This window comes from Actinoplanes sp. NPDC048988 (assembly GCF_043197815.1).
Taxonomy (GTDB): Bacteria; Actinomycetota; Actinomycetes; order Mycobacteriales; family Micromonosporaceae; genus Actinoplanes.
In genome coordinates this window covers 696086-721868 of record NZ_JBICTW010000002.1, presented here as the reverse complement: position 1 = coordinate 721868, position 25783 = coordinate 696086, and the positions used below count along the sequence as shown (strand labels likewise).

The 25783-nt window shown below is 68.8% G+C and carries 40 protein-coding genes and 1 riboswitch; of the genes, 31 read left to right on the top strand and 9 right to left on the bottom strand.

Going from position 1 to position 25783, the window contains the following annotated elements; genetic code table 11:
- The first annotated feature begins 10 nt into the window (after positions 1-10).
- From rplB to rplO, 17 genes are all read left to right on the top strand, one after another.
- Entirely contained in the window at positions 11-850 is an 840-nt protein-coding gene (gene rplB / locus ACGFJ7_RS10490) for a 50S ribosomal protein L2 (protein ID WP_203761912.1), read from the top strand.
- 13 nt (positions 851-863) lie between these two features.
- Entirely contained in the window at positions 864-1145 is a 282-nt protein-coding gene (gene rpsS / locus ACGFJ7_RS10485) for a 30S ribosomal protein S19 (protein ID WP_097322773.1), read from the top strand.
- A gap of 31 nt (positions 1146-1176) precedes the next feature.
- Positions 1177-1638 carry a 50S ribosomal protein L22 gene (gene rplV, locus ACGFJ7_RS10480; RefSeq protein ID WP_392641930.1) on the top strand — a complete coding sequence of 154 codons (462 nt, stop codon included), beginning with the start codon at positions 1177-1179 and terminating at the stop codon, positions 1636-1638.
- Positions 1638-2495 carry a 30S ribosomal protein S3 gene (gene rpsC / locus ACGFJ7_RS10475; protein ID WP_203761914.1) on the top strand — a complete coding sequence of 286 codons (858 nt, stop codon included), beginning with the start codon at positions 1638-1640 and terminating at the stop codon, positions 2493-2495. The genes rplV and rpsC overlap by 1 nt, the downstream gene beginning before the upstream one ends.
- A gap of 3 nt (positions 2496-2498) precedes the next feature.
- On the top strand, positions 2499-2924 hold the full coding sequence (rplP, locus tag ACGFJ7_RS10470; protein WP_097322770.1) for a 50S ribosomal protein L16: 426 nt from the start codon (positions 2499-2501) through the stop codon (positions 2922-2924).
- Positions 2924-3157 (top strand): 50S ribosomal protein L29, encoded by a 234-nt coding sequence (rpmC, locus tag ACGFJ7_RS10465; protein WP_360245572.1) that lies wholly within the window; start codon positions 2924-2926, stop codon positions 3155-3157. The genes rplP and rpmC overlap by 1 nt, the downstream gene beginning before the upstream one ends.
- Positions 3154-3432 carry a 30S ribosomal protein S17 gene (gene rpsQ / locus ACGFJ7_RS10460; RefSeq protein WP_203761916.1) on the top strand — a complete coding sequence of 93 codons (279 nt, stop codon included), beginning with the start codon at positions 3154-3156 and terminating at the stop codon, positions 3430-3432. The genes rpmC and rpsQ overlap by 4 nt, the downstream gene beginning before the upstream one ends.
- Before the next feature lie 95 nt (positions 3433-3527).
- Positions 3528-3896, top strand: a complete 369-nt coding sequence (gene rplN, locus ACGFJ7_RS10455) for a 50S ribosomal protein L14 (protein ID WP_007073026.1) — start codon at positions 3528-3530, stop codon at positions 3894-3896.
- The gene (gene rplX, locus ACGFJ7_RS10450; protein ID WP_097322767.1) at positions 3893-4213 is read left to right on the top strand and encodes a 50S ribosomal protein L24; all 321 of its coding nucleotides are present in this window, start codon (positions 3893-3895) and stop codon (positions 4211-4213) included. The genes rplN and rplX overlap by 4 nt, the downstream gene beginning before the upstream one ends.
- On the top strand, positions 4213-4782 hold the full coding sequence (gene rplE / locus ACGFJ7_RS10445; RefSeq protein WP_360245567.1) for a 50S ribosomal protein L5: 570 nt from the start codon (positions 4213-4215) through the stop codon (positions 4780-4782). Before rplX ends, rplE begins: the two co-directional genes overlap by 1 nt.
- Positions 4783-4784: 2 nt before the next feature.
- The gene (locus tag ACGFJ7_RS10440; RefSeq protein ID WP_014440734.1) at positions 4785-4970 is read left to right on the top strand and encodes a type Z 30S ribosomal protein S14; all 186 of its coding nucleotides are present in this window, start codon (positions 4785-4787) and stop codon (positions 4968-4970) included.
- Between the two features lie 73 nt (positions 4971-5043).
- Positions 5044-5451, top strand: coding sequence for a 30S ribosomal protein S8 (rpsH, locus tag ACGFJ7_RS10435; RefSeq protein ID WP_360245564.1), 408 nt, complete (start codon positions 5044-5046; stop codon positions 5449-5451).
- A gap of 17 nt (positions 5452-5468) precedes the next feature.
- On the top strand, positions 5469-6008 hold the full coding sequence (gene rplF, locus ACGFJ7_RS10430; protein WP_360245560.1) for a 50S ribosomal protein L6: 540 nt from the start codon (positions 5469-5471) through the stop codon (positions 6006-6008).
- A complete protein-coding gene (gene rplR / locus ACGFJ7_RS10425; RefSeq protein WP_360245557.1) occupies positions 6005-6400 on the top strand; it encodes a 50S ribosomal protein L18 in 396 nt (131 codons plus the stop codon). The genes rplF and rplR overlap by 4 nt, the downstream gene beginning before the upstream one ends.
- A 13-nt stretch (positions 6401-6413) precedes the next feature.
- Complete coding sequence (gene rpsE, locus ACGFJ7_RS10420; protein WP_360245554.1) at positions 6414-7037, top strand: 30S ribosomal protein S5; 624 nt, start codon at positions 6414-6416, stop codon at positions 7035-7037.
- Entirely contained in the window at positions 7037-7219 is a 183-nt protein-coding gene (rpmD, locus tag ACGFJ7_RS10415; RefSeq protein WP_014687772.1) for a 50S ribosomal protein L30, read from the top strand. Before rpsE ends, rpmD begins: the two co-directional genes overlap by 1 nt.
- Positions 7219-7662 (top strand): 50S ribosomal protein L15, encoded by a 444-nt coding sequence (rplO, locus tag ACGFJ7_RS10410; protein WP_360245551.1) that lies wholly within the window; start codon positions 7219-7221, stop codon positions 7660-7662. Before rpmD ends, rplO begins: the two co-directional genes overlap by 1 nt.
- Positions 7663-7729: 67 nt before the next feature.
- Here rplO and ACGFJ7_RS10405 read toward each other — a convergent pair whose 3' ends face one another.
- Entirely contained in the window at positions 7730-8122 is a 393-nt protein-coding gene (locus ACGFJ7_RS10405) for a hypothetical protein (protein WP_360245548.1), read from the bottom strand.
- Positions 8123-8606: 484 nt separating this feature from the next.
- On the opposite strand from ACGFJ7_RS10405, the gene secY reads away from it, so the two are divergent.
- From secY to truA, 12 genes are all read left to right on the top strand, one after another.
- Positions 8607-9950: a preprotein translocase subunit SecY gene (gene secY, locus ACGFJ7_RS10400; protein ID WP_360245545.1), complete on the top strand. Its 1344-nt coding sequence runs from the start codon at positions 8607-8609 to the stop codon at positions 9948-9950.
- A 68-nt stretch (positions 9951-10018) separates the two neighbouring features.
- Complete coding sequence (locus ACGFJ7_RS10395) at positions 10019-10672, top strand: adenylate kinase (protein ID WP_360245542.1); 654 nt, start codon at positions 10019-10021, stop codon at positions 10670-10672.
- A gap of 1 nt (position 10673) precedes the next feature.
- Entirely contained in the window at positions 10674-11507 is an 834-nt protein-coding gene (map, locus tag ACGFJ7_RS10390) for a type I methionyl aminopeptidase (RefSeq protein WP_360245539.1), read from the top strand.
- A 59-nt stretch (positions 11508-11566) separates the two neighbouring features.
- Positions 11567-12124, top strand: a complete 558-nt coding sequence (locus ACGFJ7_RS10385) for a DUF1707 domain-containing protein (RefSeq protein ID WP_392641996.1) — start codon at positions 11567-11569, stop codon at positions 12122-12124.
- A 189-nt stretch (positions 12125-12313) separates the two neighbouring features.
- Positions 12314-12535 (top strand): translation initiation factor IF-1, encoded by a 222-nt coding sequence (gene infA / locus ACGFJ7_RS10380; protein WP_007073013.1) that lies wholly within the window; start codon positions 12314-12316, stop codon positions 12533-12535.
- 49 nt (positions 12536-12584) lie between these two features.
- Complete coding sequence (rpmJ, locus tag ACGFJ7_RS10375) at positions 12585-12701, top strand: 50S ribosomal protein L36 (protein ID WP_015619018.1); 117 nt, start codon at positions 12585-12587, stop codon at positions 12699-12701.
- A 147-nt stretch (positions 12702-12848) separates the two neighbouring features.
- A complete protein-coding gene (gene rpsM / locus ACGFJ7_RS10370) occupies positions 12849-13229 on the top strand; it encodes a 30S ribosomal protein S13 (RefSeq protein ID WP_097322757.1) in 381 nt (126 codons plus the stop codon).
- 17 nt (positions 13230-13246) lie between these two features.
- Positions 13247-13654, top strand: a complete 408-nt coding sequence (rpsK, locus tag ACGFJ7_RS10365; protein WP_014440747.1) for a 30S ribosomal protein S11 — start codon at positions 13247-13249, stop codon at positions 13652-13654.
- 17 nt (positions 13655-13671) lie between these two features.
- Entirely contained in the window at positions 13672-14298 is a 627-nt protein-coding gene (rpsD, locus tag ACGFJ7_RS10360; RefSeq protein ID WP_097322756.1) for a 30S ribosomal protein S4, read from the top strand.
- A gap of 87 nt (positions 14299-14385) precedes the next feature.
- Positions 14386-15408: a DNA-directed RNA polymerase subunit alpha gene (locus ACGFJ7_RS10355; RefSeq protein ID WP_097322755.1), complete on the top strand. Its 1023-nt coding sequence runs from the start codon at positions 14386-14388 to the stop codon at positions 15406-15408.
- Between the two features lie 36 nt (positions 15409-15444).
- The gene (gene rplQ / locus ACGFJ7_RS10350; protein ID WP_360245530.1) at positions 15445-16029 is read left to right on the top strand and encodes a 50S ribosomal protein L17; all 585 of its coding nucleotides are present in this window, start codon (positions 15445-15447) and stop codon (positions 16027-16029) included.
- A gap of 67 nt (positions 16030-16096) precedes the next feature.
- A complete protein-coding gene (truA, locus tag ACGFJ7_RS10345) occupies positions 16097-16906 on the top strand; it encodes a tRNA pseudouridine(38-40) synthase TruA (RefSeq protein ID WP_360245527.1) in 810 nt (269 codons plus the stop codon).
- Here the strand turns inward: truA and ACGFJ7_RS10340 are convergent.
- Positions 16884-17672 carry a hypothetical protein gene (locus ACGFJ7_RS10340; RefSeq protein WP_392641920.1) on the bottom strand — a complete coding sequence of 263 codons (789 nt, stop codon included), beginning with the start codon at positions 17670-17672 and terminating at the stop codon, positions 16884-16886. The two genes, truA and ACGFJ7_RS10340, sit on opposite strands and share 23 nt — an antisense overlap.
- Positions 17673-17767: 95 nt before the next feature.
- Between ACGFJ7_RS10340 and ACGFJ7_RS10335 the strand changes: the two genes are divergently transcribed.
- Positions 17768-18376 carry a class I SAM-dependent methyltransferase gene (locus tag ACGFJ7_RS10335; RefSeq protein WP_392641918.1) on the top strand — a complete coding sequence of 203 codons (609 nt, stop codon included), beginning with the start codon at positions 17768-17770 and terminating at the stop codon, positions 18374-18376.
- Positions 18377-18399: 23 nt separating this feature from the next.
- The gene (locus ACGFJ7_RS10330) at positions 18400-20055 is read left to right on the top strand and encodes an ABC-F family ATP-binding cassette domain-containing protein (protein ID WP_392641916.1); all 1656 of its coding nucleotides are present in this window, start codon (positions 18400-18402) and stop codon (positions 20053-20055) included.
- On the opposite strand, the gene thiC is transcribed toward ACGFJ7_RS10330, so the two are convergent.
- The 7 genes from thiC to ACGFJ7_RS10295 form a co-directional block, all read right to left on the bottom strand.
- Positions 20052-21575, bottom strand: coding sequence for a phosphomethylpyrimidine synthase ThiC (gene thiC / locus ACGFJ7_RS10325; protein ID WP_360245515.1), 1524 nt, complete (start codon positions 21573-21575; stop codon positions 20052-20054). The two genes, ACGFJ7_RS10330 and thiC, sit on opposite strands and share 4 nt — an antisense overlap.
- Positions 21576-21651: 76 nt before the next feature.
- The gene (gene thiD, locus ACGFJ7_RS10320) at positions 21652-22410 is read right to left on the bottom strand and encodes a bifunctional hydroxymethylpyrimidine kinase/phosphomethylpyrimidine kinase (protein ID WP_392641914.1); all 759 of its coding nucleotides are present in this window, start codon (positions 22408-22410) and stop codon (positions 21652-21654) included.
- The gene (locus ACGFJ7_RS10315; protein WP_392641912.1) at positions 22407-22991 is read right to left on the bottom strand and encodes a thiamine phosphate synthase; all 585 of its coding nucleotides are present in this window, start codon (positions 22989-22991) and stop codon (positions 22407-22409) included. Before ACGFJ7_RS10315 ends, thiD begins: the two co-directional genes overlap by 4 nt.
- Positions 22985-23731, bottom strand: coding sequence for a thiazole synthase (locus tag ACGFJ7_RS10310; RefSeq protein WP_392641910.1), 747 nt, complete (start codon positions 23729-23731; stop codon positions 22985-22987). Before ACGFJ7_RS10310 ends, ACGFJ7_RS10315 begins: the two co-directional genes overlap by 7 nt.
- Positions 23728-23928, bottom strand: coding sequence for a sulfur carrier protein ThiS (thiS, locus tag ACGFJ7_RS10305; protein WP_360245503.1), 201 nt, complete (start codon positions 23926-23928; stop codon positions 23728-23730). Before thiS ends, ACGFJ7_RS10310 begins: the two co-directional genes overlap by 4 nt.
- A complete protein-coding gene (gene thiO, locus ACGFJ7_RS10300) occupies positions 23928-24923 on the bottom strand; it encodes a glycine oxidase ThiO (protein ID WP_392641908.1) in 996 nt (331 codons plus the stop codon). The genes thiS and thiO overlap by 1 nt, the downstream gene beginning before the upstream one ends.
- Positions 24920-25507: a thiamine phosphate synthase gene (locus ACGFJ7_RS10295; RefSeq protein WP_360245497.1), complete on the bottom strand. Its 588-nt coding sequence runs from the start codon at positions 25505-25507 to the stop codon at positions 24920-24922. The genes thiO and ACGFJ7_RS10295 overlap by 4 nt, the downstream gene beginning before the upstream one ends.
- Positions 25501-25612, bottom strand: a riboswitch (TPP riboswitch). It overlaps the preceding gene by 7 nt.
- Positions 25613-25783: the final 171 nt, after the last annotated feature.

Here is a 25783-nt window from a genome sequence, read left to right as displayed (position 1 = left end):
TTAGAAGACAATGGCTATCCGTAAGTACAAGCCGACCACGCCGGGCCGTCGTGGCTCCAGCGTCGCCGACTTCGCCGAGATCACCCGGTCGACGCCGGAGAAGTCTCTGCTGGCTCCGCTGCCCAAGAAGGGTGGCCGCAACGTCCACGGCCGCATCACCACGCGGCACCAGGGCGGTGGCCACAAGCGCCAGTACCGGCTGATCGACTTCAAGCGGGTCGACAAGGACGGCGTGCCGGCCAAGGTCGCGCACATCGAGTACGACCCCAACCGCACGTCGCGCATCGCGCTGCTGCACTACGCCGACGGCGAGAAGCGCTACATCCTCGCGCCGAAGGACCTCAAGCAGGGCGACCGGGTCGAGTCCGGACCGGGCGCCGACATCAAGCCGGGGAACAACCTTCCCCTGCGCAACATCCCGGTCGGTACGACGGTCCACGGTGTGGAGCTTCGTCCCGGCGGTGGCGCCAAGCTGGCCCGTTCGGCCGGTGTCGGTATCCAGCTGCTCGGCCGTGAGGGCGCGTACGCCACGCTGCGTATGCCCTCCGGTGAGATCCGGCGGGTCGACATCCGTTGCCGTGCCACGGTCGGCGAGATCGGCAATGCCGAGCAGTCGAACATCAACTGGGGCAAGGCCGGCCGTATGCGCTGGAAGGGCAAGCGCCCGACCGTCCGCGGTGTCGCCATGAACCCGATCGACCACCCGCACGGTGGTGGTGAGGGTAAGACCTCGGGTGGTCGCCACCCGGTCAACCCGGCTGGTAAGCCGGAGGGCCGTACCCGCCGCAAGGGCCAGGAGAGCGACAAGCTGATCGTTCGCCGCCGCTACGCCACCCGCAAGCGCGGGTAACGGGAGTTAGAAGATGCCACGCAGCCTGAAGAAGGGCCCGTTCGTCGACGACCACCTGCTCAAGAAGGTGGAAGTCCAGAACGAGAAGAACTCGAAGAACGTCATCAAGACGTGGTCGCGTCGCTCGATGATCATCCCCGACATGCTCGGGCACACGATCGCCGTGCACGACGGCCGCAAGCACGTCCCGGTGTTCATCACCGAGGCCATGGTCGGTCACAAGCTCGGCGAGTTCGCTCTGACCCGCACGTTCAAGGGTCACGAGAAGGACGACCGCAAGAGCCGTCGTCGCTAGTCAGTCCACGGATAAGAAAGGGGTCACAGCGATGCCAGTCAAGAACGACGCACCGGCGCTTCCGGGCAGTCGTGCGGTTGCCAAGCACGTCCGCATCTCGCCGAGCAAGGCACGCCGTGTGGTCAACCTCGTCCGCGGTCTGCCCGCGAAGGAGGCTCTGACGGTCCTGCAGTTCGCGCCGCAGGCGGCGAGCGAGCAGGTCTACAAGGTGCTCGCGAGCGCTATCGCGAACGCGGAGAACAACGAGCGGCTCGACCCGGACGCGCTCCTGGTCAGCGAGGCGTTCGTCGACGAGGGCCCGACGCTGAAGCGGTTCCGTCCGCGGGCGCAGGGCCGGGCGTACCGGATCCGCAAGCGCACCTGCCACATCACGATCGCCGTCGAGGCGGTCCAGGTCGCACGGCCCGCCAAGAAGGCGACCGCGGCGAAGAAGGCGGCGCCGGCCAAGGCCGCGCCCGCTACCGAGTCCCAGACCACGGAGGAGTCCGAGTAATGGGTCAGAAAGTTCACCCCACCGGATTCCGCCTCGGTATCTCCACCGACTGGAAGTCTCGGTGGTTCGCCGACAAGCTCTACAAGGACTACATCGGCGAGGACGTCAAGATCCGCCGCATGATGTCCAAGGGCCTCGAGCGCGCCGGCATCTCCAAGGTGGACATCGAGCGGACCCGTGACCGGGTGCGCGTCGACATCCACACCGCCCGGCCGGGCATCGTCATCGGCCGTAAGGGCGCGGAGGCCGACCGGATCCGCGGCGAGCTCGAGAAGCTCACCGGCAAGCAGGTCCAGCTCAACATCCTCGAGGTGAAGAGCCCGGAGTCGGATGCTCAGCTCGTGGCGCAGGGCGTCGCCGAGCAGCTGTCCTCCCGGGTCAGCTTCCGCCGGGCGATGCGCAAGGCCATGCAGTCCGCGATGAAGAACCCGATCTGCAAGGGCATCCGGGTGCAGGTCTCCGGCCGTCTCGGCGGCGCGGAGATGAGCCGCACGGAGTTCTACCGTGAGGGTCGCGTTCCGCTGCACACGCTGCGCGCCAACATCGAGTACGGCTTCTTCGAGGCCCGCACGACGTTCGGCCGCATCGGCGTGAAGGTCTGGATCTACAAGGGCGACGCCGTTCCGGGTCGCGAGGTCGTCACCGAGGCGCCGGCGCGTCCGCGCCGCGACCGTGGTGACCGCCCCGACCGTCCGCGTCGTGGCCGTTCCGGTTCGTCGGGCACGACGGCCGGTGGCACCGAGGCCGGTCGCGCCGCCGCGCAGGCTCGGGGTGGCGACACCCCGACCGGCGAGAACACGAACGACGCCGCGGTCGCCGCGGCTCCGGCTCAGGCCGAAACGCAGCAGGAGGGCTGACAGATGCTGATGCCGCGTAAGCCCCCGAAGGGCTTCCGCAAGCCGCACCACCCGGACCGCCACGGCGCGTCCAAGGGCGGCAACCGGGTTGTCTTCGGTGAGTTCGGTATCCAGGCGCTGGAGCCCGCGTACGTGACCAACCGGCAGATCGAGTCGGCCCGTATCGCGATGACCCGTCACATCAAGCGTGGCGGCAAGGTCTGGATCTCGGTCTTCCCCGACAACGCTCTGACCAAGAAGCCGGCCGAAACCCGCATGGGTTCCGGTAAGGGTTCTCCCGAGTGGTGGGTGGCGAACGTCAAGCCGGGCCGGATTCTCTTCGAGATGTCCTTCCCGAACGAGACGATCGCGCGCGAGGCGATGCGCCGTGCGATCCACAAGCTCCCGATGAAGTGCCGCATCGTGACACGCGAAGTGGGTGAAAGCTGATGGCAGCGGGCGTTAAGGCAGCCGAGCTGCGCGAGCTCTCCGAGGAGGAGCTGATCGCGCGGCTGCGGGAGGCCAAGGCGGAGCTGTTCAACCTTCGCGTGCAGGGCGCGACCGGCCAGCTCGACAACCACCGTCGGCTGCAGGTCGTCCGCAAGGACATCGCGAAGATCTACACGATCATGCGTGAGCGCGAGCTGGGGCTCTCGGTTGCGCCGGATGAGGTGACAGCATGAGTGACGAGAGCACGGCCACCTCGGCCCGGGCGACCCGCAAGGTTCGCGAGGGCCTGGTGGTCAGCGACAAGATGGACAAGACCGTCGTCGTCGAGGTCGAGGACCGCGTTAAGCACGCCCTCTACGGCAAGGTTCTGCGTCGTACCCGCAAGCTCAAGGTGCACGACGAGCAGAACGCGTGCGGCATCGGCGACCGGGTTCTCCTGATGGAGACCCGTCCGCTGTCGGCCACCAAGCGGTGGCGTGTCGTGGAGATCCTCGAAAAGGCCAAGTGAGTGCGCTGGGCCGGCCTTCGGGCCGGCCCGGCCCACCATCGTTCCGCCAAGCTTCGGCCCCCGGGCCGAAGAACTGGCAGACATAGGAGACAGACGTGATTCAGCAGGAGTCGCGACTGCGCGTCGCTGACAACACGGGTGCCCGGGAGATCCTGTGCATCCGGGTGCTCGGCGGCTCCGGTCGCCGTTACGCGAGCATCGGCGACGTCATCGTGGCCACGGTCAAGGACGCCATCCCCGGCGCCGGTGTGAAGAAGGGCGACGTCGTCAAGGCTGTCGTCGTTCGCACCGCCAAGGAGAAGCGCCGTCCCGACGGCTCGTACATCCGCTTCGACGAGAACGCCGCCGTCATCATCAAGGACGGTGGGGACCCCCGCGGTACCCGCATCTTCGGCCCGGTCGGCCGCGAGCTGCGCGACAAGCGGTTCATGAAGATCATCAGCCTGGCGCCGGAGGTGCTCTGACCGTGAAGATCAAGAAGGGCGACACGGTCGTCGTCATCGCCGGCAAGGACAAGGGTGCCAAGGGCAAGGTCATCGCGGCCTACCCGCGGCAGGACAAGGTCCTCGTCGAGGGCGTCAACCGCGTCAAGAAGCACGAACGTATTCGCACCACGCAGCGTGGTTCGAAGACCGGTGGCATCGTGACCCAGGAAGCCCCCGTTCACATCTCGAACGTGCAGATCGTGGACGACCAGGGCAAGCCGACCCGCATCGGGTACAAGGTCGACGAGAACGGCACCAAGGTCCGTATCGCGCGTACGACCGGTAAGGAAATCTGATGACTGCCGCCACCGAGACCAAGACGCTTCCGCGTCTGAAGCAGAAGTACCGCTCGGAGGTCGTCGCCGGCCTCCAGGAGCAGTACAAGTACGGCAACCCCATGCAGGTTCCCGGCCTGGTGAAGGTCGTCGTGAACATGGGTGTTGGCGAGGCCGCCCGCGACGCCAAGCTGATCGACGGCGCCGTGCGTGACCTGACCACCATCACCGGTCAGAAGCCGCTCGTGCGGCGGGCGACCAAGTCCATCGCGCAGTTCAAGCTGCGTGAGGGCATGCCGATCGGCGCGAAGGTGACCCTGCGCAACGACCGGATGTGGGAGTTCCTCGACCGGCTTCTGTCGATCGCCCTCCCGCGTATCCGTGACTTCCGCGGCCTCGACGGGCGCAAGCTCGACGGGCACGGTAACTACACCTTCGGTCTGACCGAGCAGTCGGTGTTCCACGAGATCGACCAGGACAAGATCGATCGTCCGCGGGGCATGGACATCACGGTGGTCACCACCGCGACGACCGACGACGAGGGCCGGGCGCTGCTCAAGCTCCTGGGCTTCCCGTTCAAGGAGAACTGAGCATGGCTAAGAAGGCGCTGATCATCAAGGCGGCCGCGAAGCCGAAGTTCGCCGTGCGTGCCTACACCCGCTGCCAGAAGTGCGGTCGCCCGCACTCGGTCTACCGCAAGTTCGGCCTGTGCCGCGTTTGCGTGCGGGACATGGCGCACCGGGGCGAGCTGCCCGGCGTGTCGAAGGCTTCTTGGTAACCGACTTTTTGTACTACCGCTTCGCCGTAGGCCCGTCCGCGGGAACCCCGGCGAGAAAGGTTGACGAACACCCATGACGATGACGGACCCGATCGCAGACATGCTGACGCGTCTGCGCAACGCCAACCAGGCGTACCACGACAAGGTGACCATGCCCTTCTCGAAGATCAAGGCGAACATCGCCGAGGTCCTCAAGAGCGAGGGTTACATCGCCTCCTGGTCGGCCGAGGAGCCCGAGGAAGGCGCTGTCGGACGGCGTCTGGTCGTTGAGCTCAAGTACGGCCAGAACCGCGAGCGCAGCCTCGCCGGCATCAAGCGCGTTTCCAAGCCCGGCCTCCGGGTGTACGCCAAGTCCGACGAGCTCCCTCGCGTGCTCGGCGGCCTGGGCGTCGCGATCATTTCGACGTCCCAGGGGCTGCTGACCGACCGGCAGGCCCGCAAGCGGAGCGTTGGCGGGGAAGTCCTCGCCTTCGTCTGGTAACTGGAGACTGAGAAACCATGTCGCGAATCGGACGTAAGTCGATCCCGGTCCCGGCCGGCGTCGACGTCACCATCACGGGCCAGACCGTCAAGGTCAAGGGCCCCAAGGGCGAGCTGTCGCACACCGTCTCGGAACCGATCACGGTCGAGAAGGACGGCGCTGAGCTGCACGTCAACCGCCCCAACGACGAGCGCAAGGCCAAGGAGCTCCACGGCCTGTCGCGTACCCTGGTCGCCAACATGATCGTCGGCGTCACCGAGGGCTACAAGAAGACGCTCGAGATCAACGGCACCGGTTACCGGGTCACGGCCAAGGGCAAGGACCTCGAGTTCGCCCTGGGCTTCTCGCACCCGGTGAACGTCGTGCCGCCGGCGGGCATCAGCTTCTCGGTCGAGAAGCCGACCCAGTTCACGGTCTCGGGCATCGACAAGCAGCTGGTCGGCGAGGTTGCCGCCAACATTCGGAAGATCCGCCCGCCGGAGCCCTACAAGGGCAAGGGCGTCAAGTACCAGGGCGAGGTCATCCGCCGCAAGGCTGGAAAGGCAGGTAAGAAGTGACCGCCACGCTTCTCAAGCGTCGCAACGGCGCGGGTGTGTCCGCCAAGCGGGCTGTCGGGAAGGCGCGTCGCCACTTCCGAGTCCGCCGGAACGTCTTCGGCACCGCCGAGCGTCCCCGCCTGGTCGTCACCCGTTCCGCGCGGCACATCACCGCGCAGATCATCGACGACCTCAAGGGCCACACCCTGGCCTCGGCCTCCACGCTCGACACCTCCCTGCGGGGTGGCGAGGGTGACAAGAGCGCGAAGGCCGGCAAGGTCGGCGCTCTCCTCGCCGAGCGGGCCAAGGCCGCGGGCGTGTCCAAGGTCGTCTTCGACCGCGGTGGCAACAAGTACGCGGGGCGGATCGCCTCGCTGGCCGATGCCGCTCGCGAAGCCGGACTCGAGTTCTAGGAGGAATTGACCAATGCCTGGTCAGCAGCGCCGAGGCGGCGGGTCCGGCGGTAACACCGAGGGTGGCAACCGCCGGGACAACCGCCGCGAGGGCGGCCGCGGCAACGCGCCCGTCGACAAGACCCCGCATCTCGAGCGGGTCGTCGCCATCAACCGTGTCGCCAAGGTCGTCAAGGGCGGTCGTCGCTTCAGCTTCACCGCTCTGGTGATCGTGGGCGACGGCGACGGCACCGTCGGCATCGGCTACGGAAAGGCCAAGGAGGTGCCCGCGGCCATCGCCAAGGGTGTCGAGGAGGCCAAGAAGCACTTCTTCAAGGTTCCGCGGATCGGCGCCACGATCCCGCACCCGATCACCGGTGAAGCCGCCGCGGGTGTCGTGCTCCTCAAGCCGGCCTCCGCCGGTACCGGTGTCATCGCCGGTGGCCCGGTGCGTGCCGTGCTCGAGTGCGCGGGCATCCACGACGTGCTCTCGAAGAGCCTCGGCTCGTCGAACCCGATCAACATCGTGCACGCGACGGTGGCCGCTCTGAAGGGCCTCGAGTCGCCGGAGCAGGTCGCGAGCCGTCGTGGCCTTCCGGTCGAGGACGTGGCGCCGGCGGCCATGCTGGCGGCGCGTGCGGAAGCGGCGGTGCACTGATGGCTCGTTTGAAGGTCACCCAGATCCGGTCCGAGATCGGGCGCAAGCAGAACCAGCGGGACTCGCTGCGTTCGCTCGGCCTGAAGCGGATCAACGATGTGGTGGTCAAGGAGGACCGTCCCGAGATTCGGGGCATGATCTTCGCCGTGAACCACCTCGTCACTGTTGAGGAGGTCGAGTAATGGCGATCAAGGTCCACCACCTCCGCCCGGCGCCCGGAGCCAAGACCCCGAAGACCCGCGTGGGTCGTGGTGAGGGCTCCAAGGGTAAGACCGCCGGTCGCGGTACCAAGGGCACCAAGGCCCGCTACCAGGTTCCGGCCCGCTTCGAGGGTGGGCAGATGCCCATCCACATGCGGCTGCCGAAGCTGAAGGGCTTCAAGAACAAGAACAAGGTCGTCTTCCAGGTCGTGAACCTGGACCGTCTGGCCGCGCTGTTCCCGAACGGCGGCGAGATCGGACCGGACGAGCTGGTTCAGGCCGGCGCGGTCCGCAAGGGCCAGCTGGTCAAGGTGCTGGGCTCGGGCGAGCTGGACGGCGTCTCGCTGACCATCTCGGCCCACGCGTTCAGCGAGTCGGCCAAGGAGAAGATCGCGGCCGCCGGTGGTTCCACCACCGAGCTGTAGTCAGTACTGGGGAAAGCCGTGCTCTCGGACTCGAGAGCACGGCTTTCTGCTTTCCGCGGGTCCGCTTCTAACAGCTGAAGGTGCGGCTGCCGGAGGTGACCACGAGCGGGCTACCGCCGACGTTCCGGCCTTCCTGGATGGTGCGGAAGTCGTGCGTGCCCGTGCCGGCGCAGTTGTAGCTCACCGAGCCGGAGCCGGTGATCTCCTTGGTCGCCATGTACTCCCAGCCGTACCAGCGGGACCGCTGGATGCCGATGCGGGTCTTTCCGGTGCCGCAGCCGGAGGTCCGGGAGCCGGTTCCGGTGATGGTCGAGCCGCTCTTGGTCGGCGCGCCCACCGACAGGGTGCACGCCTGGATCGAGACGTCCGACTCGGCGGCGGAGGCGGGCGACGGTGCGAAGGCCACTCCGGTGATCGTCATGCCGAGAGCGGCCAAGGCGGCTGCGGTTCTGCGCTTCATGGGTTCCTCCCGTGTGGTTGTCGTGGCCTGCGCGGCAGGCCGGTGAACATCCGAGCACGGGTTGTGACATCGGTCAACGCCGATATTTTGTGAAGTTGGCACGTGGGAGCGTGTGCGCCGGCGGTTGGCCGAGGTCACCCGGCGCCGCCCGGGGCCCGAAAAAGCCGGGAAGTCGTCTGCTTTCGGCGGGTTCGTGAATCGCGGGGTCGCGTCGTGACGAGGTACGTGCTAATTCCGGCAGCCCTCGGCGCGGACTGCGCCGTGGCGGTGTACCGGTGACCCGCCGATCAGCGGGTACGATGCAACCGACAAGTCGTTCTGGGGCCCTGGTGCGACAACGGGGTGCCGGGCTCAGTGGTGGTTTCTGCGCGGGTGCTGATACAGTCCTCCGCTGGCGGCCTATCTGGGCTGCTTGATGGGTGATGCCCGACTTGCGGGAGCGCAACACGCTTCCATCACATGGCAACCTACGCAGGAGGATCAGTTGTTGTCCGCCTTCACCAGTGCGTTCCGGACGCCTGATCTGCGCAAAAAGTTGCTCTTCACGGTCGCTATCATCGCGCTCTACCGGTTGGGTGCCACCTTGCCCAGCCCTGGTGTGTCCTACACCAACATCCAGACCTGCATCAAACTGAGCCAGGAGAGCGGCACGTCCGGCGTGCTGAACCTGCTCAACCTGTTCTCCGGCGGCGCGCTACTGCAGTTGTCGGTCTTCGCGCTGGGCATCATGCCCTACATCACCGCCTCCATCATCCTGCAGCTGCTCACCGTGGTGATTCCCCGCCTGGAGCAGCTTCGCAAGGAGGGCCAGTCCGGCCAGGCGAAGATCACGCAGTACACCCGTTACCTGACGCTCGGCCTCGCGGTCCTGCAGTCCTCGGCCTTCGTCGCCCTGGCGCGGACCGGCCAGCTGTTCGGTAACGCCTGTGACCAGAGTGTCCCGTCGCAGCAGATCATCCCGGAGAACACCGGCCTGCCGATGTGGCTCACGCTCTCGGTCCTGGTGCTGACGATGACCGCCGGCACCGGCATGGTCATGTGGCTCGGCGAGCTCATCACCGACCGCGGCGTCGGCAACGGCATGTCCGTCCTGATCTTCACCTCGATCGCCGCCCGCCTCCCCGGCGAGGGCTGGACGATCAAGGAGTCGAGCGGTGTCGCCAAGTTCTTCCTGGTGATCGTGCTGGTTCTGGTCATCATCGCCCTGGTCGTCTTCATCGAGCAGGCCCAGCGCCGCATCCCGGTGCAGTACGCCAAGCGCATGATCGGCCGCCGGATGTACGGCGGCACGTCGACCTACATCCCGCTCAAGGTCAACCAGGCCGGTGTCGTCCCGGTCATCTTCGCGTCGTCGCTGCTGTACCTGCCGCAGCTGTACCTGCAGTTCTTCGACCCGAACAACCTCAAGGGCTACCAGATCTGGATCCAGAAGTGGCTGGCCGACCCGACGAGTGAGCTCTACATCGGCGTCTACTTCCTGCTGATCATCTTCTTCACCTACTTCTACGTCTCGATCACGTTCAACCCGACCGAGGTCGCTGACAACATGAAGAAGTACGGTGGGTTCGTGCCGGGCATCCGCCCGGGGAAGCCGACCGCCGACTACCTGGACTTCATCCTCAGCCGGATCACCCTGCCGGGCGCGCTCTACCTGGGCCTGATCTCGGTTCTGCCGAACTTCTTCTTCATCTGGCTCGACCAGCAGCAGTACCAGAACTTCCCGTTCGGTGGTACGGCCGTGCTGATCATGGTGGGTGTGGGTCTGGAGACGGTGAAGCAGATCGAGAGCCAGCTGATGCAGCGCAACTACGAAGGATTCCTCCGGTAGTGGCGGCGCGGAGCCGGGGGGCTCTGGCGTCGAGGATCTCAACGACTCACCTAAGCGAGGCGATGTAGGTGCGGCTGGTGCTGGTGGGCCCTCCGGGGGCCGGCAAGGGGACCCAGGCTGAGTTCATTGCCGCCCATCTCGCCGTACCGAAGATCTCTACGGGCGACATCTTCCGGGCGAACGTGTCGCAGGGCACGCCGCTCGGTGTCGAGGCGAAGCGGTACATGGACGCGGGACAGCTCGTTCCGGACGAGGTGACCATCAACATGGTCCGGGACAGGCTGGCCGAGCCGGACGCCGGCGACGGCTTCCTGCTCGACGGGTTCCCGCGCACGGTTCCGCAGGCGTCGGCGCTCGACAAGCTCCTGGCAGACCTGGGCACCGCGCTCGACCTCGTGATGGAGCTCGTGGTCGACGACGACGAGGTCATCCGGCGGCTCTCCGGCCGCCGGACCTGCCGCGGCTGCGGCAAGATCTGGCACGTCGAGTTCGACCCGACCACCAAGGAGAACATCTGCGACCGCTGTGGGTCGGAGCTGTTCCAGCGGGACGACGACAAGGCCGAGACGATCGCCAACCGCCTGGTCGAGTACGCGGAGAAGACCGCTCCTCTGGTCGACTTCTACGGCGCTCAGGGCAAGCTGGTGGGCATCGACGCCACCGGGCCGGTCGAGGACGTCACGGTGCGCGCCATCGACGCCCTGCGGTCCTACGGGGGCTGACGTGCGCCGCCCCCAACTCGACATCCAACTGAAGACGCCCGAGCAGATCGAGAAGATGCGCGGCGCCGGCCTCGTCGTCTTCGCCGCGCTCGAGGCCATGCGTGAGGCCGTGGCGCCCGGGGTCTCCACCGGCGACCTCGACGCCATCGCCGAAAAGGTCATCCGCGACTCGGGCGCGATCCCGTCGTTCAAGGGCTACCACGGCTTCCCGGCCTCGATCTGCGCCTCGGTGAACGACCAGGTCGTCCACGGCATCCCGAGCAACGAGCAGATCCTCAAGGAGGGCGACCTCATCTCGCTCGACTGCGGGGCCATCCTCGACGGCTGGCACGGCGACTCGGCCATCACGGTCGGGGTCGGCGAGACCGACCCGGCGCTGCTGCGCATGGCCGAGGTCGCCGAGGACGCCATGTGGGCCGGCATCGCGGCCGCCGCCCGCGGCGCGGCCAACGGCCGGGGCAAGCTCACCGACATCTCCTTCAACGTGGAGAAAGTCGTGCGCAAGGGCGGGCGGTACGGGATCGTGGACGGCTACGGCGGTCACGGCATCGGCACCGAGATGCACCAGGACCCGCACGTGCTCAACCACGGTAAGCCCGGCAAGGGCCCGCGGCTGGTGCCCGGCCTGTGCCTGGCCATCGAGCCGATGATCACGATGGGCTCGCCGCGCACGGCGGAACTCGACGACGGCTGGACCGTGGTGACCCGGGACGGCTCGTACGCCGCCCACGTGGAGCACACCATGGCGCTGCTGGAGGACGGCGTGTGGGTCACCACGGCGCCCGACGGTGGCCGGGCCCGTCTCGGCGATCTGGTGACGTCCCGACAGCCCTGAGGCCGGCCTTCCGGTTCTGGTGCCGGACTGGCACTCTGGGTGGTATGAGCCGTGACCAGATGCGCGCCGCCGACGACGATCGACGGCAGATCGCCGACACGCTCAAGACCGCGCTGGACGAGGGCCGGCTCGACCTCTCCGAGTACGACGAGCGCCTCCAGCAGGCGTACGCCGCGAAGACGTACGCCGAATTGGATCTTCTGATCGCCGATCTTCCGGGCAGCCGGCCGGCCCAGCCGGCGCCGGTGGCGAATCCGGTGAAGGCGGCCGGTCGCGGGGCGACCGCCGAGTGGATCGGCCAGGTGTGGGGCTCGTGGTTGTTCGTCACGCTGCTCACGACCGCCATCTGGTTCATCACCAGCCTCGCCGGTGACGAGTGGCAATACTTCTGGCCGATCTGGGTCGCCGGCCCCTGGGGCGTCCTCCAGCTGTTCGCGACGATCGGCGGCCTGAGCGGCGGCGCCCCGCGCAAGATGGTCGAGGAGCGGGAGCGCAAACGCGAGCGTAAGCAGCGCAAACGTGAGCGCCGGGCGATGCGGGCCGCATTGCCGCCCTCGGCAGGGGAAAAATGGAATATGTCCGATTCCAAGGTTGCCGACACACCCGACCACGGGTAGCGGCGACCTCGGTTTGGTGTCCCTGCTGAGCGGGCGTACACTGGCTAGCTGGCGCGCCTGCGTCCACTCCCGCATGTCCTCAGCGCTTCGAGGACTGCCGGGAGCCGCGGCTGGCATAGGTCACTGTGTGACCTGTGTGAGACGTCAGGTCGCGTTAGCCCCGATTCCCAGTGTCAGGTAGCGGAGGACATGCCCAAGAAAGACGGAGCCATCGAGATCGAGGGCCGCGTGATCGAGCCCCTGCCGAACGCCATGTTCCGCGTTGAGCTCGCAAATGGTCACAAGGTTCTTGCACACATCTCCGGCAAGATGCGGCAGCACTACATCCGTATCCTTCCCGAGGACCGAGTCGTCGTCGAACTGTCGCCGTACGACCTCACCCGTGGGCGAATCGTCTACCGCTACAAGTGACTGGGCGCGGGGACCTCGTATCCCGTCCCGCTGAGAGTTAAGGCAAACCGTGAAGGTCAAGCCGAGCGTCAAGCGGATCTGCAACAACTGCCGGGTCATCCGGCGGCACGGTCGCGTCATGGTCATCTGCAAGACCGACGCGCGCCACAAGCAGCGCCAGGGCTGAGCCCCGGTACTGCCAGATCCGGTACATGCAAGAGCCTTTCCCAGTCACTTCGGTGACTACACCCCCGGCGCGGAGGCCGGGGCCCGTCCGGGCAGACGGGGTGGGAAGGCCCAGACCTCCGAACGATTCTGAGGAGTTCGCCCGCTTATGGCACGACTCGTCGGCGTCGATCTTCCCCGCGAGAAGCGGATGGAGATCGCGCTCACCTACATCTACGGGATCGGTCGCACCCGTGCCGTCGAGGCACTGACCGCCACCGCGATTGACCTGAACAAGCGCGCCAAGGACCTCACGGACGAGGAGCTGGTCCAGCTCCGCGACTACATCGAGGGCAATTTCAAGGTTGAGGGTGACCTGCGCCGCGAGGTCGCCGCGGACATCCGCCGCAAGGTCGAGATCGGCTCTTACGCCGGCATCCGCCACCGCCGGGGCCTGCCCGTGCGCGGTCAGCGGACCCGGACCAACGCTCGTACCCGCAAGGGCCCGAAGCGCACGGTCGCCGGTAAGAAGAAGCCCGGTCGGAAGTAATAGGAGCGCACTGACTTATGCCACCGAAGGCACGCGCTGGGGCCGCTGTAAAGAAGGTCCGGCGCAAGGAACGCAAGAACGTCGCCCACGGGCAGGCGCACATCAAGAGCACCTTCAACAACACCATCGTGTCGATCACCGACCCGACCGGTGCTGTCATCTCCTGGGCCTCGTCCGGCCAGGTGGGCTTCAAGGGCTCCCGCAAGTCGACCCCGTTCGCCGCGCAGCTGGCCGCCGAGGCCGCCGCTCGCCGTGCCATGGAGCACGGCATGCGCAAGGTGGACGTGTTCGTCAAGGGTCCGGGCTCCGGCCGTGAGACCGCCATCCGTTCGCTGCAGGCCGCCGGCCTCGAGGTCGGGCAGATCTCCGACGTCACGCCGCAGCCGCACAACGGTTGCCGTCCGCCGAAGCGCCGCCGGGTCTAAGGGAGAGACAAGAAGCAATGGCTCGTTACACAGGTGCGGACTGCAAGCGCTGCCGCCGCGAGAAGATGAAGCTGTTCCTCAAGGGCAGCAAGTGCGACGGGCCGAAGTGCCCGTTCGAGTCGCGTCCCTTCCCGCCCGGCCAGCACGGCCGTGGCCGGACCAAGGAGACCGAGTACCTGCTGCAGCACCGCGAGAAGCAGAAGGCCCGCCGCGTCTACGGCGTGCTCGAGAAGCAGTTCCGCGGTTACTACGAGGAAGCCGTCAACAAGCAGGGCAAGACCGGTGAGGTCCTCCTGCAGATCCTCGAGTCCCGTCTCGACAACGTCGTCTACCGGGCCGGCCTCGCCCAGTCCCGCGACATGGCCCGGCAGCTGGTCAAGCACGGCCACTTCCTGGTCAACGGCGTGAAGGTCGACATCCCGTCGTACCGCGTCAAGGAGAAGGACATCATCACGACCCGGGAGAAGTCGAAGGAGATGACTCCTTTCGTCGTCGCCCAGGCTCAGGCCGGTTCGCGTCCGGTTCCGGCGTGGCTGGAGCCGATCCCGAGCGAGATGAAGGTCCTCGTGCACTCGCTCCCGGCCCGCGCTGTCATCGACACGCAGGTCCAGGAGCAGCTGATCGTCGAGCTCTACTCCAAGTAGTGCTCTACCGGGGGCGCCACTCGGCGCCCCCGGTGCATCACCGACGGCCATCAAATAGTGGGTGGCCCGACAGAAAGAAGAAGTAGCGTGCTCATCAGCCAGCGGCCGACCCTCTCCGAGGAGTCGATCAGCGAGACCCGCTCCCGGTTCACCATCGAGCCCCTGGAGCCCGGTTTCGGGTACACCCTCGGCAACTCGCTGCGGCGTACTCTGCTGTCCTCCATCCCCGGTGCTGCTGTCACCAGCATCAAGATCGACGGCGTTCTGCACGAGTTCACCACCATCCCCGGTGTCAAGGAGGATGTGGTCGAGCTGGTCATGAACGTCAAGGAGCTCACCGTCAGCTCCGAGCACGACGAGCCGGTCAGCATGTACCTGCGCAAGCAGGGCCCGGGCGACGTCACCGCCGGTGACATCCAGCCCCCGGCCGGCGTGTCCGTGCACAACCCCGACCTGAAGCTGGCCACGCTCAACAGCAAGGGCCGGCTCGACATGGAGCTCACCGTCGAGCGGGGCCGTGGCTACGTCACGGCGGCGCAGAACAAGAGCGCCGGCGCCGAGATCGGCCGTATCCCGGTCGACTCGATCTACTCGCCGGTCATGAAGGTGACCTACCGCGTCGAGGCGACCCGTGTCGAGCAGCGCACCGACTTCGACCGCCTCATCATCGACGTCGAGTCGAAGGCGTCCATCTCGCCCCGCACCGCGCTGGCCTCGGCCGGCTCGACCCTGGTCGAGCTGTTCGGGCTCTGCCGTGAGCTGGACGAGACCGCCGAGGGCATCGACATCGGTCCGTCGCCGCAGGACGCGCAGCTCGCTGCCGACCTGGCCCTGCCGATCGAGGAGCTGGACCTCACCGTCCGGTCGTACAACTGCCTCAAGCGCGAGGGCATCAACTCCGTCGGTGAGCTCATCGGGCGGACGGAGGCCGACCTTCTGGATATAAGGAATTTCGGTCAGAAGAGCATCGACGAGGTCAAGATGAAGCTCGCCGGAATGGGGCTGGGCCTCAAGGACAGCGCGCCGTCCTTCGACCCCGCTCACGTCGTGGACTCGTTCGGCGACGTGGACTACGACACCGACGATTACCGCGAGACCGAGCAGCTCTGAGTTTTTTAAGCTCGGCCATCTAAAGGAGCATTGGAAATGCCCACGCCCACCAAGGGAGCCCGCCTCGGCGGCAGCCCGTCGCACGAGAAGCTCATCCTGGCCAACCTGGCCACCGAGCTTTTCCGGCACGGGAAGATCAAGACCACTGAGGCCAAGGCCCGCCGGCTGCGCCCCCTGGCTGAGCAGCTCATCACCAAGGCCAAGCGCGGCGACCTGCACAACCGTCGCCGGGTGCTGGCCACGGTGAAGGACAAGGACGTCGTGTACGCCCTGTTCGAGCAGATCGCGCCGCGCTACGGCAACCGCCCCGGCGGCTACACCCGGATCACCAAGACCGGCCCGCGCAAGGGTGACGCCGCTCCCATGGCCGTCATCGAGCTGGTCGAGGAGCTCCAGGTCGCGGCGACCACCGCGCCGGCCAAGAAGGCGGCCCGCAAGGCCACCGCGCAGCAGGACAAGGTCGAGGCCCTGGCCCGCGAGGACGAGGCTCCGGCCACCGCGCCGGCCGCCAAGGCCGACACCGACGGTGACCAGGACGCCGAGGCTCCGGTCAACGCGTCCGGTGACAAGGGCGCCGAGGGCCCGGGCGACCAGGCCGAGGGCGACGACACCAAGGCGTGACGTAACGCGAAAGACCCGGTGCTCCCATCTGTGGGAGCACCGGGTCTTTTCTTTGTGTGGGGGAGAGATGGAATCGATCCGGCTGCGGCTGGACGTGTCGTACGACGGGGCCGACTTCTCCGGGTGGGCGGCGCAGCCCGGCCGGCGGACGGTCGCCGGGGTGCTCGTCGAAGCGCTCGGGCGGCTGGTCGACGCCTCTTCGCTGGGGCTGACGGTCGCGGGACGTACCGATGCGGGCGTGCACGCGAGTGGGCAGGTCTGCCATGTGGATCTGCCCGCCGAAGCGTGGGAGCGGCTGGAGGCGTCGCTGCTGCGGCGGCTGGCCGCACTGATGCCGCCGGACGCGCGGGTCCGGGCGGTGCGGCCGGTGCCGCCGACCTTCGACGCGCGCTTCTCGGCCACCTTCCGCCGGTACGAGTACCGGGTCGCCGACACCGTTTGGGGGCCGGAGCCGCTGCGCCGGCACGACACCATCAACTGGGTGCGGCCGCTCGACCTGGACCGGCTGAACGCGGCCTCGCAATGGCTCACCGGCGAACACGACTACGCCGCGTACTGCAAACGCAAGGAGCACGCCACCACGATCCGGGCCATCAACCGGCTCGACTGGCGGCGTGACCCGGACGGCGTCTGCGTGGCCACCGTGCAGGCCGACGCGTTCTGCCAGTCGATGGTCCGCAGCCTGGTCGGCGCGCTGCTGGCGGTCGGTGACGGCCGCCGCGACCCGGGCTGGCCGGCCACCCTGCTGAGCCGCACGGAACGCTCCAGCGAGGTCACGGTGGCCCCCGCCCATGGGCTGACCCTGGTCGAGGTGGGCTATCCGGCCGAGACCGAATACGCCGTACGGGCCGAAGCTACCCGGCGGCTACGGGCCTGAGCAGCGACTCGGCCAGATGGGTGTCGATGATCTCGGCGGTGATCCGGGTCGCCACCTCATCGTCCGGCAAACCGTCGGCCCGGGTGATCACGCAGTAGAGCAGATAGTGACCCCGGGCGTGCCAGCCCACCTGCGGCGGGGTCGTACCGGCCTCGGACGCGGGCAGCGTCGCGAAACCGCCGTCACCGCCCTCGACCAGACCGCGCAGCAGGTCCTCGACCTCGGCCGCGCCGGCCGGATCGGCCAGGTTGAAGGCGCCGGCCGTGACCCGGTAACCCGGGTAGGGCGCGATCAGGCCGGCCCGGACCACCTCGGTACAGCCGTAACGCTCGAGCAAGGCGCCGATCTCACCCGTCGTCGCCTCGGCGCAGTCGGCGCTCATGTGCCGCAGATCGACGGCGTACGGCCCGGCCGCCCCGGCCGGGCGTATCCCGTCGTCGGCCGGGAAGACCTCGCCGAGCGAGAGCGTCCGCGGCTGGGAGACGCCGGCCGGCGCCAGAGTGGTGGCCGGTGCCCGGTCGCGGAACCGGTCGGCGAAGACCAGGAAACCGAACATGCCGAGCAGGGCCACCAGGATCAGCGCGGCCAGGCCGCGGGTGAGCAGTTGGAAAGGGCGCAACGGCTCCACTCGGGCGCGGCGCCGAACCCGGGGCGGGGAAGGGGCCGGACGATGCTGTCCGGCGGGGGCGACGCCGCGGGCGAGCAGAACCAGGCCGCCGTCGGCGGTCGCGCGGTGGGCCGGTCGGGAAGGGGTGCCGTACCGCATGCGGCCACGCTAGGAGCGCATGGTGATCAATGAACGCACAGTTTGTGCGGCACCCCGGAGGTTGGTGCCGCGTTGAAAACCGGCAGACTTGACGGGTGACCGCCGACCATTACTTCAGCGCCGAGCCGACGGGGCCCGAGCAGCGCCGTGAGATCCAGTTCAGCGTCTCGGGCCAGGACTACAAGCTCGCCACCGCGTCCGGCGTGTTCTCGTCGGGACGGCTCGACCCCGGCACGACCGTACTGCTGGAAAAGGGTGACCTGCCGACCGGCGGGACGCTGCTCGACCTCGGGTGCGGCTATGGGCCGATCGCGTGCGTGCTGGCCCGGACGGCGCCCGGCGCGGTCGTGCACGCCGTCGACGTCAACGCGCGGGCCCGGCAGCTGACGATGGAGAACGCGGCCTCGCTCGGGCTGACCATCCACGTCGCCGCGCCGGACGAGGTGCCGGCCGACGTCACGTTCGACGAGATCTGGAGCAACCCGCCCACCCACGTCGGCAAGGCCGAACTGCACGCGATCATGGAGCGCTGGCTGCCCCGGCTCGCTCCCGGCGGCGTGGCCTGGCTGGTCATCAACCGCAACCTCGGCGGTGACTCGCTGCACACCTGGCTGGTCGGGAAGGGCTGGGCGGTGACGCGGGTGGCCAGCAAGAAGGGCTTCCGGGTGCTGCGTGTGACGTCCGCGCCCGAGAAAACCGCCTGACTTCCGGCCAGTCGCCAGGAAGGATGTCGGCCATGGGGTACGTGGATGTCGCCGGCGCCGGATTCGTGCTGCCCGACGGGCGGCGGCTGTTCGCCGATGTGTCGTTCCGGGTCGGCGAAGGGGCCAAGGTTGCCCTGGTCGGGCCGAACGGCGCGGGCAAGACCACGCTGATGCGGCTGGTCGCCGGCGATCTGTCCACCCCGGAGGGCAGCATCGCGCGCTCCGGCGGGCTCGGCGTGATGCGCCAGTTCATCGGCATGATCGGCGACGACCGTACGCTGGCCGACCTGGCCCTGTCGCTGGTGAAACCGGCGCTGTCGCAGGCGGGGGAGCGGCTCGAACGGGCCGCGGCGGCGCTCGACGACTCCGAGCGCAGCCAACTGGCGTACGCCAACGCCCTCGCCCATTGGGGCGAGGTCGGTGGATACGACGCCGAGGTGCTGTTCGACACCGTGGCCGTGGCGATCCTCGGCAAGCCGTGGGAGGACGTGCGGCATCGTCCGGTCCGGACCCTCAGCGGCGGGCAGCAGAAAAGGTTCGCGCTCGACCTGCTGCTACGCGGCGACGACGAGGTGCTGCTGCTCGACGAGCCCGACAACTTCCTCGACGTGCCGGGCAAGCGCTGGCTCGAGTCCCGGCTGCGCGAGTCGTCGAAATCGGTCCTGTACGTCTCGCACGACCGGGAACTGCTGGCGCAGACCGCCGACCGCGTGGTGGCGGTCGAGGGCGGCAGCGCGTGGACCCACCCCGGCGGCTTCGCGTCCTGGCACGAGGCTCGCGTGCATCGCCACTCCAAGCTGGAGGAGAACCGCCGCCGCTGGGAGGAGGAACATCAGAAGCTGCGCGAACTGATGTTCATGTACAAGCAGAAGGCGGCCTACAACTCCGACATGGCGTCGCGCTACCAGTCGGCGCAGACCCGGCTGCGCAAGTTCGAGGAGATCGGCCCGCCGCCGCTGCCGCCGAAAGACCAGTCGCTGCGCATGAACCTGCGCGGCGGCCGTACGGCGAAAAGAGCGGTGATCCTCGAACAGCTGGAACTCGAGGACCTGACGTTCCCGTTCGACCTGGAGATCTGGTACGGCGACCGGGTGGCCGTGCTCGGCGCGAACGGCACCGGCAAGTCCCACTTCCTGCGCCTGCTGGCGGCCGGCGGCAGCGACCCGGAAGCGGAGAACAAGCCGGTCGACGGGGCGCCGCTGGCCCACGTGGCCCACAACGGCGTGGCCCGGCTCGGCGCCCGGGTGCGGCCCGGCCACTTCTCACAGACCCACGACCGGCCCGAACTGCTCGAACGCACCCTGGTCGAGATCCTGTGGCGGGGCGACGACCACCGCTCCGGCATGGACCGGGCCGGCGCGATGAAGGCCCTGAACCGCTACGAGCTGGCCGGACAGGGCGATCAGCGCTTCGGCACCCTGTCCGGCGGTCAGCAGGCCCGCTTCCTGGTGTTGCTGCTGGAACTCTCCGGCGCCACGGTCCTGCTGCTCGACGAGCCGACCGACAACCTCGACCTGGCCTCGGCCGAGGCCCTGGAGGAGGGCTTGCGCCAGTTCGAGGGCACGGTGATCGCGGTGACCCACGACCGCTGGTTCACCCGCTCCTTCGACCGCTTCATCCTCTTCCAGGGCGACGGCGAGGTCGTCGAAACCCCCGAGCCGGTCTGGGACGTCCGCTAGGACTGCGTGGTGAGCGGAACGTAGACCTTTCCGCCGCTTGCGGTGAACTCCTCCGACTTCTGCTGCATGCCCTTGGCCTTCAGTTCGTGGCTGATCTTCATGGAGCAGAACTTGGGGCCGCACATGGAGCAGAAGTGGGCGGTCTTGGCGGCGGGGGCGGGCAGGGTCTCGTCGTGGTAGGCGCGGGCCGTCTCGGGGTCCAGGGCCAGCTCGAACTGGTCCTCCCAGCGGAACTCGAAGCGGGCCTTGGACAGGGCGTCGTCCCAGGCCTGGGCGCCGGGGTGGCCCTTGGCCAGGTCGGCCGCGTGTGCGGCGATCTTGTAGGCGATCATGCCGGCCTTCACGTCGTCCTTGTCGGGCAGGCCCAGGTGCTCCTTGGGGGTGACGTAGCAGAGCATCGCCGTGCCGTACATGCCGATCATCGCGGCGCCGATGGCCGAGGTGATGTGGTCGTAGGCGGGGGCGATGTCGGTGGCGAGCGGGCCCAGCGTGTAGAAGGGTGCGCCGCCGCAGAGCTCGACCTGCAGGTCGACGTTCTCCTTGATTTTGTGCATGGGCACGTGGCCGGGACCCTCGACCATGACCTGGACGTCGTACTCCCAGGCCCGGTGGGTCAGCTCGCCCAGGGTGCGCAGTTCGGCGAACTGGGCCGCGTCGTTGGCGTCGGCGATCGAACCGGGGCGCAGGCCGTCGCCCAGGGAGAACGTGATGTCGTACCGGGCGAAGATCTCGCACAGCTCGTCGTAGTGGGTGTAGAGGAAGTTCTCCTCATGGTGGGCGAGACACCAGGCCGCCATGATGGAGCCGCCGCGGGAGACGATGCCGGTGACCCGGTCGGCGGCCAGCGGCACGTGCGGCAGGAGCACGCCGGCGTGGATCGTCATGTAGTCGACGCCCTGCTCGGCCTGCTCGATGATGGTGTCGCGGAACAGGTCCCAGGTCAGCTTGACCGGGTCGCCCTTGACCTTCTCGAGCGCCTGGTAGATCGGCACGGTCCCGATCGGCACCGGCGAGTTCCGGATGATCGCCTCGCGGGTCTCGTGGATGCGCGGGCCGGTCGACAGGTCCATCACCGTGTCCGCGCCCCAGCGGGTCGCCCAGGTCATCTTCTCGACCTCCTCGGCGACCGACGAGGTCACCGCGGAGGTGCCGATGTTGGCGTTGACCTTCACCAGGAAGCGGGAGCCGATCACCATCGGCTCCGACTCGGGGTGGTTGACGTTCACCGGCAGCACGGCCCGGCCGGCCGCGATCTCGTCGCGGACCAGTTCCACCGGAACGTTCTCACGGATGGCGACGAACTCCATCTCGGGCGTCGTCTCGCCGGCCCGGGCGGCGGCGAGCTGCGTCCGGCCGCCGGCCCACGGTTTCCGCAACGGGGGCAGGCCCACCGCCGGATCGCTGCCCGGGCCGGAGGTGTCGTAGAGCCGTACGGGGTCGTTCCCGTCGCTCAGCACGACCTCCGAGAACGGCACCTTCAGGTCGGGGCGCGATCCCTCGACGTACACCTTGCGCCTCATGCTTTTCCTCCCCAATCGTGACAAAACCGGCGGCGAGTGGCAGCACGGATTCCCGTACCGCAGCCGTCGGAGCCTTTTAGATGAAGTGGTTCAGCGGACCGGGCCCGGCACCCAGCCGCCAGTCGCTCCCGCCGGACAGCGCGGCGGTCACGTAACGCTTGGCCGCGCGGACGGCCACCGGCACGGAGTCCCCGGCCGCGAGACGCACGGCCACGGCCGAGGAGAAGGTGCAGCCCGAGCCGTGGTTGTTCGCGGTCGGCACGGACTCGCCGCGCAACGTCTCGGCGGCGCCGTCGTGCCACAGGACATCGGCGGCGGTCTCACTGCCGGTCACCACCACAGCGCGTGCGCCCCGCTTGGCCAGCAGCTCGGCCGCCGCGACCATCTCCTCGGGCGTCTCGACCGGGCTTCCGGTCAGGGCGCCGGCCTCCTGGCGGTTCGGGGTCAGGACACAGTGGTGCGAGACCAGGGGCGCGACGGCCGCGGTGTCGGCCAGGCGGGCGCCGGAAGTGGCGACCAGCACCGGGTCGACGACGAGGTTGGGCAGGCGGTCGGCGCGGTCGGCGATCAGGGCGGCCACGGCGGGGTCGCCGATCATGCCGACCTTGACGGCGGCGACCGGGAAATCGGCCAGGACGGCGTCGAGCTGCGCGGCGACGATGTCGACGGGGATGGGGTGGATGGCGGTGACGCCGAGCGTGTTCTGGGCGGTCACGGCGGTGATGACCGAGGTGCCGTAGGCGCCCAGGGCGGCGAAGGTCTTGAGGTCGGCTTGAATGCCGGCGCCGCCGCCGGAGTCGGAGCCGGCGATGGTGAGCACGACCGGCGGCGTCATCGCGCGGCCGCCGGGCTCGCCGACAGGGCTTCCGCCAGTTCCCCGGCGGCTCGTTCCGGATCGGGAGCCCGCATGACGGCCCCGAGGACGGCGACCCCGCGTGCCCCGGCCGCGACGCAAGCCGCCGCCCGCGATGGTGTGTCGATCCCGCCCAGCGCCAGCCACGGCACCTTCCCGGCGAGCGCCGCCGCCCCCTCCGGGCTCAGCGCCGGCCCGTACCCCGGCTTGGTTTTCGTCAGGAACACCGGCGACAACGTCACGTAGTCCTCAGTGGACAGGCGCGGTACTCCGTGCGCCGAGCGCCCGACCAGCTCGACACCACTGACCGGCAGCGGGTCCGCCTCGGCCAGGTGCACCGCGTTCCCGCCCAGCGGATCAGGGCCCGCCACGATCAGCCGTCCGGGCGGCAGCAGCGAGCGCAACTGCTCGGCGAGCGCGGCCCGTTCGGCGTACGGCAGATCTCTCTCGCGCAGCACGACCCACTCGGCGCCGCCGCGGATCGCGGCCCGGACCACCGAGACCAGCGGGCCCGTGGCGATCCGCCGATCGGTGAGGACGACGAGCCCGCCCGGCGTCACCATTGGGCCAGCCCCTCATCCGATGTGGACGCCAGAGCGTGGAAGCGCCGTGGGATGCGCCCCGCCGTGTAGGCCAGCCTTCCGGCCAGGACCGCGTGGCGCATGGCCGACGCCATCGCCGCCGGGTCGTCGGCCCGGGTGATGGCGCTGGCGATCAGCACCGCGTCGCAGCCCAGCTCCATCGCCAGGGTCGCGTCCGAGGCCGTGCCGATGCCCGCGTCGAGCACGACCGGGATGTCGACGCTCTGCCGGATCAGCCGGATGTGGTGCGGGTTGGAAATGCCCAGGCCGGAGCCGATCGGCGAACCCGCCGGCATCACCGCCGCGCAGCCCACGTCGGCCAGGCGCCGGGCCAGGATCGGGTCGTCGCTCGTGTACGGCAGCACCGTGAACCCGTCGCCGACCAGCGTCTCGGCCGCGCGCAGCAGCTCCACACCGTCGGGCAGCAGGGTCCGGTCGTCGCCGATCACCTCGAGCTTGATCAGGTCGGTTTCGAAGGCCTCGCGGGCCAGGTGGGCGGTTTTCACCGCGTCGCCCGCCGTGTAGCAGCCGGCCGTGTTCGGCAGCACCCGCACGCCGAGCCGGTCGAGCATCGGCAGCAGGCCCGGCCCGGCCGCGTCGACCCGGCGCAGGGCGACCGTGACCAGGTCGGTTTCGGAGGCGACGATCGCCTGTTCGAGGGCGGCCAGGCTGTTGGCGCCGCCCGTGCCCAGGATGAGCCGCGACTTGTCGAACACCGTCAACCTCCCTGCGCGGCGGTCAGCACCTCGACCGCGTCGCCCTCGGTCAGCGGCACCGCGCCCCACGTGGACCGGGGCACCACCTCGCCGTTCACCGCGACCGCGACGCCGCGCCGGGCCTCGGTGAGCGTTTCGACCAGGGCCAGCACGGACATTTCCGTCTCGGAGTCGAAGCTGCGCCCGTTGACTGTCAACCGCATCAGAACCTCCTCGGGTCGAAGTCGGGGATTTCCTTGCCGTCCAGCACCAGATCGGCCACGAGTTCGGCGGTCACCGGGGCGAGCAGGATCCCGTTGCGGTGATGGCCGGCGGCGACGATGTGCCCGTCCGCGAAGAAGCCGATCAGCGGCGCGTTGTCGGGTGTTCCGGGGCGATGGCCCACGGTCGTCTCGGCCAGTTCCAGCTCGGCCAGGCCCGGTACCAGATCGATCGCGGCCCGCAGCAGGTCGTGGACGCCGCCGGCGGTGACCAGGCTGTCGGTGCGCTCCTCCTGGGTGGCGCCGATGACGATCTCGCCGTCCCGGCGGGGCACGATGTAGACCGGCCGGCCGTCGACCGTCGCGTCGAGCACGTGCCGCAGCAGCCCCGGCTCGCCTCGCAACCGCAGGACCTGGCCTTTGACCGGCCGTACGGGCAGTCCGGTGAGCCGGGCGGTGCCGCAACCGGCCGCCACCACGACCGTCGTCGCGTCCACATCGGACAGCGACTCGATCCGCTTCGGCACGACCCGGTCGCCGAGTTTCGCCCGCAGCGCGGCGACCACGCGCCGCGGGTCGACCTGACGTTCGCGCGGCGAGTGGACGCCGGCGCGTACCCGCGGCGACAGCGCCGGCTCCAGTTCCCGCAGCTTCGAGTGGCGCAGCAGCGGCAACTGCTGCCTGGTCCACTGGCGGGCCGCCTCGGCCACGTCGTCGGCGGTCATGGCCAGGCTCAAGGTACCGGTGTCGTCGTAGCCGACGTCGACGCCGAGCTCGGCCGCGAAACCCGGCCACAGCTCGGCCGACCGCTCCATCAGCCGCACCAGAGCCGGCTCCTCGAACGCCGACTCGCCGCCGGGCGCCAGCATGCCCGCCGCGACATGCCAGGCGCCCTCGTCACCGCCGTCGAAGACGGTGACGTCCAGCCCGCGCTCGACGAGCCGGAAGGCGACCGCCAGGCCGATGATCCCGCCACCCACCACCGCGACGTCGCTCATGCCCGGCCGTCCAGGGCCTGGAGGAACTCGATGGTGGCCCGGGCCGGGTCGGACGCGATCGCCGAGATCGCCGCCACGCCGTACGCGTCAAGCACCGCGACCCGGTCGGCGGTGACCCCGCCGATCGCGATGACCGGCGTGCCCGGCACCGCCGCGACCACGTCTTTCACTCCCGCCGGCCCGATCGGCTCGGGCAGCCCGACCTTGCTGGCGGTCGCGAAGGCGGGGCCCACGCCGAGGTAGGACGCTCCGTCCCGCACGGCGTCGAGGGCGGCTTCAGGGGTACGGCACGTGGCCCCCACGACCGCATCGGGCCCGAGCACCCGGCGCACCGCGGCGACGGGCAGATCTTCGGCCCCGACGTGTACGCCGTCGGCGCCGGCGGCCAGAGCCACACCGACCCGGTCGTCGACCAGGCAGAGCGCGTCACCAGCGCGCCGGCACACGTCGAGGGCGGCGACGGTCAGCTCGTAGGCCGCCCGGTCGGACGATTTGACCCGCACCTGGATCGCGACCGGCCCATGGCCGACCGCCCCGCGCACCACATCGAGCGAGTCGGTGATGACATGCAATCGAGGAAACAACGAACGCTCCTCCCTGCGCCGGCATGACCCGGATCAGGTTCGACGGTCGGGGGCTGCGACGGCCCCCCTCTCAGCCCGGTGCACCGGACTCCCGTGGGGTTGTGTTCGGACCATAACCGGTCCGCGACGAGAAAAGCTAGAGCGAGCGCTGTGCCCGACGTCTCCCGAAATCACCCACCGGTGGCCCAGGGCCTGTCTGGTGGGTCACGCGGGGCTGCGGCGTGGCCCAGGTGGTGGCTGGCGGCGGCCGCAGAACGACCACACACAACACCGGTA